Origin of the sequence: Rhodococcus sp. NPDC057297 (assembly GCF_042667435.1) — a bacterium.
GTDB lineage: Bacteria > Actinomycetota > Actinomycetes > Mycobacteriales > Mycobacteriaceae > Rhodococcoides.
Map to the genome: position 1 here is coordinate 423322 of NZ_JBHUZE010000001.1, position 12650 is coordinate 435971.

Below are 12650 nucleotides of genomic sequence, written 5' to 3' on the forward strand. Positions count from 1 at the left end.
GAGCGAACGTGCCGTTTGGTCCGTCTGACTGACTGGAGCTCACTTTCGCTCCGGGGCGGGGGCGGGGCGGTGCACGGCGGGGTGTTACGGGCGGAGTGGGGTGGAGTGGGCGGGTGCAGAATCGGGCGGAATGCGGCGAAACCGGGCTGACGCCTGGTTTTGTGAGTGTTCCCAGACACTGTGACGTGAATCACTGGTTTGTTCACTTCGCATTTACTCAACACGCCCGAGTTGTCAACTTGGGCGACACGCCGCGCAATAATTCATACACAGGACAGAAAGTTTATGTACACCCTTTGAGCTGGCGAAATGGTCGATATTCGGAAAGTTATACCCAGGTTATCCCCAGATGGTCAACACGGTTGTTCAGCACTATCCACATTCGATCCACAGTTTCATCCACAGCCTGTGTTGTGACGGGAAACGATTACGCCTAACGTCCCAGCAGCGTGTCTCCACCGGCAGAAGGGGTGACGCACGGAAGCGCCCGATCGCTGGTGCGCGTGCGGGATTCTTGTCGGTGGCGAGGGGTAGAAATTGTGTCGGTACGTAGTCGTGCGGTAGTCGGCTGCGAGGTTTCGTACGGGGAAAGGACGGTCGACTTCACGTGGCAGTTGTGGACGATCGAGGGCAATCGGACTACTCCTCCGAGCCGCCGCCCAGTGAAGCCCCGGGCGAAGATTTCGGTCGTCAACCCCCGCAGGACATGGCTGCGGAGCAGTCGGTGCTGGGCGGCATGCTCCTCAGCAAGGACGCCATCGCCGACGTGCTCGAGGTGCTGCGTCCCGGTGATTTCTACCGCCCGGCGCATCAGAGCGTGTACGACGCGATTCTCGACCTCTACAGCCGTGGAGAGCCCGCTGACCCGGTGACTGTCTCGGCGGAGCTGGATCGTCGCGGTGACCTGAAGCGGATCGGGGGTCCTCCGTACTTGATCACGCTCACGCAGACTGTTCCTACTGCAGCCAACGCCGGTTACTACGCGGAGATCGTGGCCGAGAAGTCGATCCTGCGCAGGCTCGTGCAGGCCGGCACTCGCATCGTGCAGTTCGGGTACGCGGGTTCGGACGGCCAGGACGTCGCCGAGGTCGTGGATCGTGCGCAGGCAGAGGTGTACGAGGTCACCGAGCGTCGTACCTCCGAGGACTTCCTCCCTCTGGAGGAGCTGCTGCAGCCGACGATGGACGAGATCGACTCCATCGCCAGTCGCGGCGGTATCTCCCTCGGTGTTCCCACCGGATTCGCCGAACTCGACGAAATCACGAACGGTCTTCACCCTGGTCAGATGATCATCGTCGCGGCGAGGCCTGGTGTGGGCAAATCGACCCTGAGTATGGATTTCATGCGGTCGTGCTCGATCAAGCACGGTATGCCCAGTGTCATTTTCTCGCTGGAGATGAGCCGCACCGAGATCGTGATGCGTCTGCTGTCGGCGGAGGCCAAGATCAAGCTCGGTGACATGCGTTCGGGAAAGATGACGGACGACGACTGGACCAAGCTTGCTCGACGGATGAGCGAGATCAGCGAGGCGCCGCTGTTCGTCGACGACTCCCCCAACCTGACGATGATGGAGATTCGCGCCAAAGCTCGGCGTCTGAAGCAGCGCAACGGTCTGAAGTTGATTGTCGTGGACTACCTTCAGCTGATGTCGTCGGGCAAGAAGGTCGAGTCGCGTCAGCAGGAAGTCTCGGACTTCTCCCGTCAGCTCAAACTTCTCGCGAAGGAACTCGAATGCCCGGTGGTTGCCGTGTGTCAGCTCAACCGTGGTCCTGAGCAGCGCACCGACAAGAAGCCGATGGTGTCCGACCTCCGTGAGTCCGGATCGCTCGAGCAGGACGCCGACATGGTGATCCTCCTGCACCGCCCCGACGCCATCGAGCGCGACGACCCCCGTGGCGGCGAGGCCGACCTCATTCTGGGTAAGCACCGTAACGGTCCGACGGCGACCATCACGGTGGCTCACCAGCTACACCTGTCGCGTTTCGTGGACATGGCGAGGGGCTGATCGCCGCGCTGGGTGTCTAGCTGGATGGGCCGTGGTGGCACACGAGCATCTGTGTGGCGCCCCGTTGGAACTCGTAGTCGACGTCTGCTGTGCGGCAGTGAATGTTTCGGTTGCGCAGTTCGTCGAGCATCTCGACGAGCCGAGGATAGGGCTCCGACGACCCGACCGGGACGAGCGGAAATATTCGCAGCTCGTGGGACGTGACTCGCATGAGTTCGACGATCGTGTCGAGGTGGAACGTGACGTCGAGGCTGTCGGCGTAGCTGAACAGTAGGTGGGAGCTGAGCACCAGATCGAAGCTGGCATCGCTGAACGGCAACGACGGTAGCCGCCCGGGAACGTACCGGCCGGGGTGTCGCTGTATATCGGCCGAAAACTGTTGCGCAGCGGTGTGTCTGGCGAGTCGGTGTTCGTCGGGTCCAGCGAAGAACGTCCATGCGTAGTGGTCGGCGTGCGCGAGTACGTATGCGTGCCCGCGATCAGTCTCGGACAGTGCAACGGACGCGAGTTCCTCCGGGTCGTCCGCGAAATACGCCACGTCGCAGGCTGTTACGTCGCCTCCGCGGTCGGTTGCCTCGCAGGTGAACCCGGAGGCGCCCGCAGGGCAGTCGAGGATGCGACGGGACAGATCGGAGTCGGTCAGGCCGAACATTGCACGATATTCGTCGAACGATCTGGCGGTCATCACTACGTCGAGGGTCATGGGGTGGTCCTCTCGGGATGGGGGCCACCTCGGGCGTCGACCACGAACGATGTACAGGTGAGAATCGTCGGCCGACATGAGGCGGCCGAAGGAGTGCACAGGTCAGGGCCGCGGGTTCAGGGCCGCCACCGAAGCTGTACGAACGTGATCACCTGATCAGTGAAACACATCAGCGCGTGAAAAGGCCCGACACGGATTGCCCGATACGCGGCCGAATCGGCGGGATCCCGTCGAACAGGCGAAGTATCGGGCAATCCATGCCGCTGCCCAGCCCCTGACCCCTATGCATCGACGGTGGCACGCCCTGACACTCGGGTTGCAATAGCGTCGGCGATGGCGTTTACCTCGGCGGCAAGGGTTTCGCGACTCTTGGTTTCGGATTCGTGGAGGAAGGTCGAGGATCCGAGTGTTGCGCCGACGTATTCGACGATGCCGCGCTCGATCTGGATGGCGAAGGCTTGGTCGATGCCGTGGCGCCCGAAGCTGTCGGCGTCGTCGGCTGCGACGGTGACGAGGTGCATGGTGAGTCGACCCAGTTTCTGGACGAACCCGGTGTCGGGGCTGTCGTCGAAGGCCCATCCGTTGATGAACACGCGGTCGATCCAGCCTTTCAGCTGAGCGGGCATGGACCACCAGTACATGGGGAAGACGAGGACGAGGTGGTCCGCACGGTCGACGCGGGCCTGCTCGGACGCTATATCGGCGCCCAGGGTTCCGGTTCCGCGGAAGAGGTCCAGGTCGGCCCGGGTGAAGCGGGGGTCGAAGTTCTCGGCGGCGAGGTCTGCGAACTCCACCGTGTCGCCCGCGTCGACGAGCGCGTCGATGGTCGAGCGTGCGACGTGGTGGGTGAGGGAGTTCGGGTCGGAATGGGAGACTACGACGAGGCTGCTCACGGAGATCCTTTCGTTGGGCGAAGAACGCTATGTACCAAAGGTAGGTTACTGTTGGTACATAGCGCAAGGAGGTGTGTGGATGGCTCGGACCAGGTTGTCGCGTGCCGAGAGGTACGACCAATTGATCGAGGTGTCGTGGGCGCTCGTCCGCGCAGAGGGCGCCGACGCCCTCACTCTCGGCCGGCTCGCGGAACGGGCGGGAGTTGCAAAACCCGTGGTGTACAGCCATTTTGCGTCCAGGGCAGTGCTGTTGGCCGCGCTCTTCCAGGAGTTCGACGACCGTCAGGCGGCCATGCTCGAGGAGTACCTCGACAACGCAGAAGCGACGCTCGACGGCCGGGCCGCGGCCATTGCCAACTCGTACGTCGGGTGCGCGCTCGCGCAGGGCCGTGAACTCACCGGAGTACTGGCTGCCCTGGAAGGATCTCCGGAGCTGGAACAGGTCAAACGCGCTGCAGACCAGGCTTATTCGCAACGATGCCGCGAGATTCTCGCCCCGTTCGTCCAGTCGTCGACGGGGGTGTCCGTACCCTCGATCACCGCGATTTTCGGCGCGGCAGAGGCGCTGTCTCGTGCGGCGGTGACGGGTGACCTGTCCCCGGATCAGGCCACGGGTGAACTGGCCGAGACCATCGTCGCTGTCGCCGGCAGGAGCGGGGCATAGAGCGGGTGGATTCCCGCGCTCGACGTGACATGCCGAGAAGCTTGTACTGTTGTCTCGGCGACGCGAACGTGAGGTGAGTGCACGTGAAGTGGAAGAAACGGCCCGGTGACGCAGGCATCGCTCTGGGCCCGAGCATCCCGATTCTTCGCATGTTCGACGACGCGGCTACGCGGGCGTTCTACATCGATTATCTGGGTTACGACGTGGAGTGGGAGCACAGGTTCGAGCCCGGGATGCCGTTGTACATGAGGGTTCGTCGTTCCGGTTCGGTGCTCGATCTGTCGGAGCATCATGGAGATGGAACACCGGGGACTGTCGTGTGGATTCCGGTTGAGGACATTCGGGCGTTCCATCGGCAGCTCGACGCCGCCGAGTATTCGTCGATGCGGCCGGGTCTGGACACCGATGCGCCGGGTGGGCCGACGGTGACCGTGATCGATCCGTCGTCGAACGTGCTGCGTTTCTGCCAAGTAGAGGACCCGGACGAGTACTTCGACCGGTGACACCGTTCACGGGTCGTAGCGTCGACGGCGCTGTTTGCGGGCAGGTACTTCCAGTGTCGGCATCGTTCGTAGCAGAAAACTCTCGAAGTGCGGTGTGGTGAAGACCGATTCGTTGTTCTTCGTGATGTGCAGCAGCCCTCTGTTCACCAGTCCCGCTCGCGTCTCCGCGCACTGCGCGACGGTGCGTTCGAGGGCTCGCGCGGTGTCGATCTCGGCGGGAGCATCAACGACGGCGCGCAGGTATGCGAGGTCCAATTCACCGACACGAGGGAGGTTTCGGCGGAAGAATGTCTTGTCCACGAACTTTTGGTATTCGGGGACGGCGGTCTCGACGTCGGCCTCCGTGACGGCGTCATTATTCTGCGCGTCCCAGACAACGAATCCGAGGGCGTGCAGCAACGCCGGAAATCTCCCGGTGATCGTCGACGCGGCCAGGACCGCTCCGTCCGTCCACGACCCTCCACTGCGCAGCGTCGCGGCGGCATCGGCGTCGGCGAGAGCACCGAGAACCGGGAATTCGAACAGGCGGTCCGCGCGCGATCGAACCTCGTCCACTGTCGGTCGGTTCGGCGGCTGCGCGCCCTCTGGTATCTCGTCGACGGGATCGGTGAGCCCTGCACCGACGACCGTGAGCGGCAGTTCGCGAAGGTAGCAACGATGGAACGCGTCGATCAGTGCGGAGAGCTGTGCCGAGGTGAGCCGCTGTAGCTCGTCGATCACGAAGACGATGCCTGTGTCGTGGGCACGCGCGGCCTCTCCCAGCGCCAGGAAGGTCGCCGTCGTGTCCGCGGCCAACTGCCCGGTGTCGGCTGCTCCGGGCGTCGTCTCGGTCCAATCCGCGGTGAGGGGACTGCTCGGTCCGAGCACGGAGGCAAACGAGCCGAGCACACCGGACGCTCTTTTGGCCTCCGATCCCCAGTGCCCGCGGGCGGACACGGCCAGCAGGGCACTGCGGCATTCGAAGGCCAGTTGTCGTCGGAATCCGTCGTCGTCCCGTCGGACCGCATCGATGTCGACGATCGCCCATCGTCTCGACCGCGCGATCGAGACGTACTCGCGGAGCAGTACGGTCTTACCGGTGCCGCGCATGCCGGTGATCAGCTGCGACCGTGCGGTGTGACCGCGTTCGAGGCCGTCGAGCAGAGAAATGAACGCCGACCGGTACTTTTCGCGTCCCGCCAGTTCCCTCGGCACCTCGCCCGACTCGGGTGTGTAGGGATTGTTCATAGGAAGAGTTATAGGGGCACTCGGCAGGTAAGTACATCGCTGCGAGAAACTCTGTGACATGCGAGAAAAGTGAGGTACCCCGGCCGCACGGATCGGTTATTGCACACTTCGGCACTTCGGTCTACTCTCGACGGTCTTCAACCGACGGATGGTGGCAGACCGCGCTGTCCCACTGCCGATCACCGAACGATCGGAACCCGCCATCCCTCACCGCCCACCAGGTTGGGTCCGACGCGGTTTGTCGGACCTCACAGTGCCCTGACCGGAGGTCACGAACATTTCCACGACGGTAGACGTCCGAACCGACGAACCATCGGTCGATGCGAGCCTCCCCGGAACACTGCAAGCGTGCTACTCGATCGAGTTGGACAAGTTCGTGTGGTGGGGCACGGACGCGCCCTCTCATGACGCCGCCGAGGCCGGACTACCTTCGGGAACTCCGGCGTCGTTGACCATCGCTTTGCCCGACGCCGCCGCCGAATCGGTGCACGCGCGGTCGGTTCCGGTTGCATTGGTGGACACGCAGGACGCGCTCACTGCGCTCACCACGTGGCGACCGGGAGATCACGCGAGTCGGTCGCTGCGGGTCTGGGCGCGGATAGCAGTGGTGGCCGCGGCTGGTGGGAACGTGGAGGGACTTGTCTCGTCGCTCCCGGTTGCAGGACACGCGGCGGTCGGTCTCGACACGACGACGATCTGGTCCGCGATGTCCACAGTCGACGCAGCGCTGCATCGGCGGCCGGGTGAGCCGACGCTTCTGCGGGCAGAACTCCGGCCCTACCAGCGGGCAGGCGTCGCGTGGATGAATGCCGTTGCAGCGAGCGGCGGCGGAATCCTGGCCGACGAGATGGGCCTGGGAAAGACTGTGCAGGCGATCGCGGTCTTCACACTGCGCTGCGCCGCGCCGCATCTGGTCGTGTGCCCGACCTCGTTGGTCGGCAACTGGGCTCGGGAACTGGCCAAGTTCGCGCCGGGTGTCGAGGTTCACGTTCATCACGGGCCGTCGAGGTTGCGGAGCCTCGCGCACGTTCGGTCGGGTTCCGTCGTGATCACCAGCTATCCGACGCTCCGGAGCGATGCGGAACTGCTCACGGAAGCAGGCTGGGACACAGTGGTTCTCGACGAGGCACAGCAGATCAAGAACTCCGATTCGCAACAGGCGCGCGCGGCCAGGAGGCTGCACGCGCAACTGCGCATCGCGATGACAGGTACTCCGGTGGAGAATCGACTCGACGAACTCTGGTCCCTGATGGCGTTCGCATCGCCCGACGTTCTGGGAGCACGCGCGCGCTTCCGTCGCCGCTTCGTCGTCTCCATCGAGCAGAAGCGGTCCGATGCCGCCGCCGGCCGGCTTCGGGAGCTCGTGGGGCCGCACATTCTGCGGCGACGCAAGGTCGATGTTGCACCCGAACTTCCTGCCAAGGTGATGAATTCGGTGGTCTGCACGCTCACCCAGGAGCAGGAGCGACTGTATCGGCGTCACCTCGACAGCTCGTTGACCGAAGGATTCGGGACGGGGATCGGACGCAGGGGACGGATCCTGACGTTGCTCACTCGCCTCAAGCAGATCTGCAATCATCCCGAGCTCGTCGACGGCACCGGCGCCGAAATCCAGGGCAGATCAGGCAAACTCGATCGGGTGACGGAGATGCTGTCGGAGATCGTCGACGACGGGCAGGCGGCGCTCGTGTTCACCCAGTATCGCGGTACCGGCGAGTTGTTGTCCCGTCATCTCGGTGACGAGGTCACCGGACATCCGGTGCCGTTCTTGCATGGCGGTCTGTCCACCGCGGCCCGCGAGACGATGGTCGACGACTTTCAATCGGGCGACGGCCCACCGATTCTGATCCTGAGTCTGCGCGCGGCCGGGTTCGGCCTCAACCTCACTCGTGCGTCCCACGTCGTTCATTTCGATCGCTGGTGGAACCCGGCCGTGGAGAGCCAGGCGAGCGATCGCGCCCACCGAATCGGGCAGACGCAGACCGTCACGGTGCACACGTTGCTCACCGAACGAACCCTCGAGCAGTCGATCGACGACATGCACGGACACAAGCGTGACCTCGCGGACATCGCGACCAGCGAAGCGGCGCTCGACATCGGTGGCGATCTGGCGAAACTGTCGGACGGTCAGCTTCGCGAGCTGCTCGAGATCGGAGCAGGCCGATGAGTGACGATCTCGGAGTCACTGCGTGGGGGCGTGACTGGGTACGGCTGGCGCAGCCGACGTCCATCACCCGACCGAATCCCGCGCTTCCTCGGGCTCGATCACTGGTCCGAAACGACAAGGTCGGCGACGTCGTCATCGCGGCCGGGTCGATCACGGCAACCGTGTTCGGGGCGCGTGACCAGCACGTCAGCCTGCACTGTCCAATCTGGGCGGACGACGCTGCGAAGTCTGCCCGAGCAGCGCTGCGCGGTCTACCCGCCGGCGACGTGCCGGATTCAGTCCACGCCGATTGGTCGAAGGCAGGCATGCCCGCCGGTCCGAGTCGTGACGAGCTGACCGCCGACTGCGACTGCCCGCAACGAACTCGTCCCTGTGTGCACGTGCTCGCGGTGTTCTTCGAGATTGCTCGACGCATGGACGAGCGCCCGGTGTCGGCGATCGAGTTGCGCGGGGTGAGTACCTCGCCCGACGCCGATGCGGCTCGGCTGCCGATCGACGGCCTCGACCCGGCGACCTTCTACGGGTAGGACAGCGCATCTACTCCGGCCACGGCAGAACCGTCAGATGCGGCCAGATCGACGTCCACCGGGCGGCCTTCGACTCGTAGACGTGCCGCATCGGAAGCAGCGGGTTCGGCCTGATCACCCCGGCGAACACGTCGTCGAATCCGTGCGGTGCATACACCGTCGTCGTTCCGTCGTTCTCGCTGCGTGCCCCGAAACAGCAGGTGGTGGACACGAAGTGGTCGATCCCGTCCTCCGTGCTTCGGAACGGCTTCACCGGTGCGCCGAAGCGATCTTCGTACCAGAGATGAACGCGGGCTTGGTTGCGGACCTCGACGTCGACTCCCAGATCGGCGAACAGAGTTTCCGCATGTCGAATGACGCGATCCTCTGATTCGTACGACAGGTCCGTGCCGTCGTAGTAGAGAAAGTCGTAATCGCGTATGCCGGCTCGAGGATCGGAGCCGGCGACGTGGTTCCAGACGGTCTGGAACAGGCCACCTGCCGTCAGATACCAGTCGGTGAGCCCGAGTTCTGGTCCACGCTCGAGGATCTCGACGACCACCGGATTGGTTTCGATTGCCGTCAGAAAGTCGTCACGCCCCATTCGTCCGATCGTGCCACAGCACCCGAGGTCGGGGTCGAGTCGTTCCGAAGGTGTACGGAATGTACATCGCAACGACGATGTGTGACGGCGCCTGCGTTCGTAGGGTGGAGTGCACATCACCGCTTCGACGAAAGGAACGTTCGATGTTGCTGGAACTCAGCGCGCAGGACGACACGGCCACCACGGTTTTCGGCCTCGGTTTCGGGGTTCTGATTCTGATCCTTGTCGTCGCGGCGTTCGCGTTGTTCGTCGCCGCCCTGGTCAGCATTCTGCAGTCGAAGAACTACACGACCGCGGGCAAAGCGATCTGGGTCCTGATCGTGCTGGCGTTCCCGTTTCTGGGGACGATCGTGTGGTTCGTCTGGGGTCGCGGTTCGAGTTTCACGACCGACCGTCCGCGGTAGAACGCATGGACTGCGCCGACGTGGCGTGCGACGCTGGTCTCATGCGTACGGGGCGGATCGCAGGGCGAGTCGTGTTGGTCGGCGCCGTGGCGGCAGGGTTGGCGACCGGCATCACTCCCCCCGTCGCGCAGGCTTGCACGTGTGCCTACGGCCTGTCTCAGGTGAGCGACCGTGTTCGACAGCACTCGTCTCCCGACGGCGCGGTCTTCGTCGGGGTGGCGACCGATGTCCGCGACGACGGCAGCACACTCACCTACAGCGTTCGGGTCAGCGAGATCTACGACGGCGACGTGGATGCCGACGCCGTGGTGTCGACGGCCGCGGAGTCGGCCGCGTGTGGCTCGACGCTGGCGGTTGGTGACGAATACATCTTCTTCGCCCAACGCGGTGAGTCGTCGCGGGATCGTTTGCAGGTCAACAGCTGTTCGGCCACGGCGCCGGGGACCGATCGTACGACGCGCGACGCTGCCGAGCGCTCCTACGGCACTCCGACCCTGCTGGAGGCCGATTCCCCTCCGATCGGTGCGACGCTGTGGCTCGGGGTCGCCGGAGTGGTCAGCGTGGTCGTTGCCGTCGGCGGGGTTCTTCTGCTGGGTAGGCGTCGATCCTGACCTTCGGTGAAGCGGGAGTGGAGGATGAAGTGGAAGAGAAGGGGATGTGATGACGCGATTCGGTGTTGTGCTGAGACCGGAGCTGCCGCCGGAGACCATCGTCGACGCGGCGCGTGCGGCCGACAAGGCGGGGGTGGACGAGATCTGGCTGTGGGAGGACTGTTTCTTCTCCGGGGGAATCTCGATGGCCGCAACTGTTCTCGCGGTGACGCCGCGGGTGAACGTCGGGATCGGAGTCCTGCCCACCCCGCTGCGGAACGTCGCGTCCACGGCGATGGAGGTCGCTGCTCTGGCTCGGCTGCACCCGGGACGGACGCGGGTCGGGCTCGGTCACGGTGTGCAGGATTGGATGGGCCAGGTCGGGGCGCGAGTGCAGTCCCCGCTGACTCTTCTTCGCGAGCAGATGACGGCACTGACTAGTCTGCTGGCAGGTGAGACGGTCGACGTTCGAGGCCGCTACGTCTCGTTGGACAACGTCCGCTTGGATTGGCCGCCGGCGGAGCCTCCGCCACTTCTGGTCGGTGCGACGGGACCGAAAACCCTTGCTGTGAGCGGCGAGACGAGCTGCGGGACGATCCTGACGAGTTCCACGACGCCGCAGCAGGTCCGCGACGCCATCGGCCACATCGGCGGTGGGCCGGGCCACGACATCGTCGTGTACGTGTCGGATCAGGTGGATGACCTCGACGAGTACGTCGAGGCCGGTGCGACCACTCTGGTCCTCGAACCAGGCCCGCAGACAACCGATCTGGACGGTGTGTTCCAGCGCGCCGTCCACCTCGCCTCCGGGGGACCTCCCCGGTGACGACGGTCGACGTGCAGAACGCACGAGTGCGGAACGTTCACCTCGACTTCGATCTGAGTATCGGCTTCGACGACGGTTCGGCGGTGGCGTTCAGTCAGCTCGACTTCGGTGGCACATCGTTCGACGAGGACAACCAGTTCGAGGGGCTGCGTGCACTGACGTCGCTGCTGACCGCGCAGTGCACGGTGTCCGAGTTGGCTGCGGACGGCACGCTGACGCTGCGGTTCGACGATGGAACTGCCGTCACCGCAGCCCCCCGGGAGGAAGTCGAGTCCTGGGAATACACGGCGCCGGACGGTGCGACGGTGCTGTGCCTTCCCGGCGGCATCATCGAGACGCTGGACGCGCCTGAAACGTCCGCCGCGCCTGCGTCACCGACCGGTTCACCGGCAATCGGCTCGACCGTCGTGCGTGTTTCGTCCGGTGAGCACGGTGGGATTCAATTCTCGGACGGTACTGTGCTGGCGACGAATGTGGATCTGGAGTCGGCCTATCTGATTCTGCGCGAGAGCGTCGTTCGGGTCGGGCGGGGTATCGAGCTGTCCTCGGGTCATGTTCTCTGACATCGGAGTCTCGGGTAGGCCGGCTCCGAGCGCTCAGGGTCGAACGATGAGCTGCTGCGCGTGGTGGGTGACATGACGATGGAAGTGCGCGACGGGAGCTGTCGGTCGGCGTCGACCCGTCGCCAGCCCGACCGATCGAGTGCGGTCACCGGTCAAGGGAACGGTCGTCACTCCGGCGACGGTGACCTCCGGTTTGGGTAGCAGCGCGACCCCGAGCCCGGCTCGTACGAGTGCCTCGATGGTGTCGATCTCACTGATCTCGAAGGGAACCTGCGGGACGAATCCGGCTTCCGCGCACCACGTGTCGAGCAGGGTGCGGAGCTGGAACGACGGTGGACTGGCCACGAAGGCTTCGTCGGCGAGATCCTCGACCGCGAGTGCCCGACGAGACGCCAACGGGTGTGTGGCCGCTACGTGGACGAAGATCTGCTGGCTGCCCAGCACCGTCACGTCCAGATCGTCGGGCGGAGGAATCATGACGGCGAGATCCAATCGGCCGTCGCGAATCATGTCCGCGAGGGCTTCGCCGTGTGCTTGCACCAGTCGAACCCTGACGCGGGGAGCGACTGCATGAAAGTCCGTCAGAAGGGCGGCCACCGAGCGGGATCCGAGCGTCAGAGGGAATCCGAACCCGACGACTCCGCTGTCCGGATCGGCGTCGGACCGCACTGCGGCGACAGCGTCGTCGAGTTCCCGCATCACATGGTGGGTGCGGTCGAACAACTCCCGGCCCGATGCGGTCAGAGTGACCCCGCGACCCACCGGTTGTATCAGCGCCAACCCGAGGATGCGCTCGAGGCTGTGCACCCTTCTGCTGACCGAGGATTGGGGCACGTCGAGCCGGGCGGCCGCGCGGGTGACGTGGCCTTCCGCGGCGACGGCGTCGAAGGCGGCGAGCAGGGGCGCTACGGACTCCGGGCGGTCGAACAAGTAGTCATCCATTTCCGGATGATAATTGCTCGAACTTCTCATTGGACGGAACGGTCCCGTCGCCG

14 protein-coding genes are annotated in these 12650 nt (G+C 64.5%); 9 read left to right on the forward strand and 5 right to left on the reverse strand.

Features of this window, described 5'->3' with window-relative positions; genetic code table 11:
- The first annotated feature begins 607 nt into the window (after nucleotides 1-607).
- Nucleotides 608-2005 (forward strand): replicative DNA helicase, encoded by a 1398-nt coding sequence (gene dnaB / locus ACFULT_RS01910; RefSeq protein ID WP_027498586.1) that lies wholly within the window; start codon nucleotides 608-610, stop codon nucleotides 2003-2005.
- Nucleotides 2006-2021: 16 nt separating this feature from the next.
- Here the strand turns inward: dnaB and ACFULT_RS01915 are convergent, their stop codons facing one another.
- Both ACFULT_RS01915 and ACFULT_RS01920 read right to left on the reverse strand, forming a co-directional pair.
- Complete coding sequence (locus tag ACFULT_RS01915) at nucleotides 2022-2708, reverse strand: hypothetical protein (protein ID WP_378480463.1); 687 nt, start codon at nucleotides 2706-2708, stop codon at nucleotides 2022-2024.
- 281 nt (nucleotides 2709-2989) lie between these two features.
- A complete protein-coding gene (locus tag ACFULT_RS01920; RefSeq protein ID WP_378480464.1) occupies nucleotides 2990-3601 on the reverse strand; it encodes an NAD(P)H-dependent oxidoreductase in 612 nt (203 codons plus the stop codon).
- 79 nt (nucleotides 3602-3680) lie between these two features.
- Between ACFULT_RS01920 and ACFULT_RS01925 the strand changes: the two genes are divergently transcribed.
- Together ACFULT_RS01925 and ACFULT_RS01930 are read left to right on the forward strand one after the other, a co-directional pair.
- Nucleotides 3681-4265, forward strand: coding sequence for a TetR/AcrR family transcriptional regulator (locus ACFULT_RS01925; RefSeq protein WP_037109774.1), 585 nt, complete (start codon nucleotides 3681-3683; stop codon nucleotides 4263-4265).
- A gap of 83 nt (nucleotides 4266-4348) precedes the next feature.
- On the forward strand, nucleotides 4349-4768 hold the full coding sequence (locus ACFULT_RS01930; RefSeq protein WP_230595546.1) for a glyoxalase superfamily protein: 420 nt from the start codon (nucleotides 4349-4351) through the stop codon (nucleotides 4766-4768).
- A 6-nt stretch (nucleotides 4769-4774) separates the two neighbouring features.
- On the opposite strand, the gene ACFULT_RS01935 is transcribed toward ACFULT_RS01930, so the two are convergent.
- Nucleotides 4775-5995: an ATP-binding protein gene (locus ACFULT_RS01935; protein WP_378480465.1), complete on the reverse strand. Its 1221-nt coding sequence runs from the start codon at nucleotides 5993-5995 to the stop codon at nucleotides 4775-4777.
- A 364-nt stretch (nucleotides 5996-6359) separates the two neighbouring features.
- Between ACFULT_RS01935 and ACFULT_RS01940 the strand changes: the two genes are divergently transcribed.
- Both ACFULT_RS01940 and ACFULT_RS01945 read left to right on the forward strand, forming a co-directional pair.
- Complete coding sequence (locus tag ACFULT_RS01940; protein ID WP_378480466.1) at nucleotides 6360-8162, forward strand: DEAD/DEAH box helicase; 1803 nt, start codon at nucleotides 6360-6362, stop codon at nucleotides 8160-8162.
- The gene (locus ACFULT_RS01945) at nucleotides 8159-8689 is read left to right on the forward strand and encodes an SWIM zinc finger family protein (RefSeq protein WP_037109764.1); all 531 of its coding nucleotides are present in this window, start codon (nucleotides 8159-8161) and stop codon (nucleotides 8687-8689) included. Before ACFULT_RS01940 ends, ACFULT_RS01945 begins: the two co-directional genes overlap by 4 nt.
- 10 nt (nucleotides 8690-8699) lie before the next feature.
- On the opposite strand, the gene ACFULT_RS01950 is transcribed toward ACFULT_RS01945, so the two are convergent.
- Nucleotides 8700-9272 (reverse strand): nucleotidyltransferase family protein, encoded by a 573-nt coding sequence (locus ACFULT_RS01950; protein ID WP_019665172.1) that lies wholly within the window; start codon nucleotides 9270-9272, stop codon nucleotides 8700-8702.
- Between the two features lie 143 nt (nucleotides 9273-9415).
- Here ACFULT_RS01950 and ACFULT_RS01955 point away from each other — a divergent pair, with 143 nt between their 5' ends.
- From ACFULT_RS01955 to ACFULT_RS01970, 4 genes are read left to right on the forward strand one after another with little or no spacing between them, the layout of a single operon-like run.
- Entirely contained in the window at nucleotides 9416-9676 is a 261-nt protein-coding gene (locus tag ACFULT_RS01955) for a PLD nuclease N-terminal domain-containing protein (protein ID WP_019665173.1), read from the forward strand.
- Nucleotides 9677-9717: 41 nt separating this feature from the next.
- On the forward strand, nucleotides 9718-10287 hold the full coding sequence (locus ACFULT_RS01960) for a hypothetical protein (protein ID WP_378480467.1): 570 nt from the start codon (nucleotides 9718-9720) through the stop codon (nucleotides 10285-10287).
- A gap of 49 nt (nucleotides 10288-10336) precedes the next feature.
- Complete coding sequence (locus tag ACFULT_RS01965; RefSeq protein ID WP_378480468.1) at nucleotides 10337-11092, forward strand: LLM class flavin-dependent oxidoreductase; 756 nt, start codon at nucleotides 10337-10339, stop codon at nucleotides 11090-11092.
- Nucleotides 11089-11655, forward strand: coding sequence for a DUF6188 family protein (locus ACFULT_RS01970; protein ID WP_378480469.1), 567 nt, complete (start codon nucleotides 11089-11091; stop codon nucleotides 11653-11655). Before ACFULT_RS01965 ends, ACFULT_RS01970 begins: the two co-directional genes overlap by 4 nt.
- A gap of 33 nt (nucleotides 11656-11688) precedes the next feature.
- Here the strand turns inward: ACFULT_RS01970 and ACFULT_RS01975 are convergent, their stop codons facing one another.
- Nucleotides 11689-12597: a LysR family transcriptional regulator gene (locus ACFULT_RS01975; RefSeq protein ID WP_378480470.1), complete on the reverse strand. Its 909-nt coding sequence runs from the start codon at nucleotides 12595-12597 to the stop codon at nucleotides 11689-11691.
- Nucleotides 12598-12650 lie beyond the last annotated feature (53 nt).

Coding starts and splice junctions, on each gene's coding strand:
- ACFULT_RS01915 (WP_378480463.1), bottom strand. CDS start 2,708: ATGACCCTCGACGTAGTGATGACCGCCAGATCGTTCGACGAATATCGT.
- ACFULT_RS01925 (WP_037109774.1), top strand. CDS start 3,681: ATGGCTCGGACCAGGTTGTCGCGTGCCGAGAGGTACGACCAATTGATC.
- ACFULT_RS01935 (WP_378480465.1), bottom strand. CDS start 5,995: ATGAACAATCCCTACACACCCGAGTCGGGCGAGGTGCCGAGGGAACTG.
- ACFULT_RS01945 (WP_037109764.1), top strand. CDS start 8,159: ATGAGTGACGATCTCGGAGTCACTGCGTGGGGGCGTGACTGGGTACGG.
- ACFULT_RS01950 (WP_019665172.1), bottom strand. CDS start 9,272: ATGGGGCGTGACGACTTTCTGACGGCAATCGAAACCAATCCGGTGGTC.
- ACFULT_RS01955 (WP_019665173.1), top strand. CDS start 9,416: ATGTTGCTGGAACTCAGCGCGCAGGACGACACGGCCACCACGGTTTTC.
- ACFULT_RS01960 (WP_378480467.1), top strand. CDS start 9,718: ATGCGTACGGGGCGGATCGCAGGGCGAGTCGTGTTGGTCGGCGCCGTG.
- ACFULT_RS01965 (WP_378480468.1), top strand. CDS start 10,337: ATGACGCGATTCGGTGTTGTGCTGAGACCGGAGCTGCCGCCGGAGACC.
- ACFULT_RS01975 (WP_378480470.1), bottom strand. CDS start 12,597: ATGGATGACTACTTGTTCGACCGCCCGGAGTCCGTAGCGCCCCTGCTC.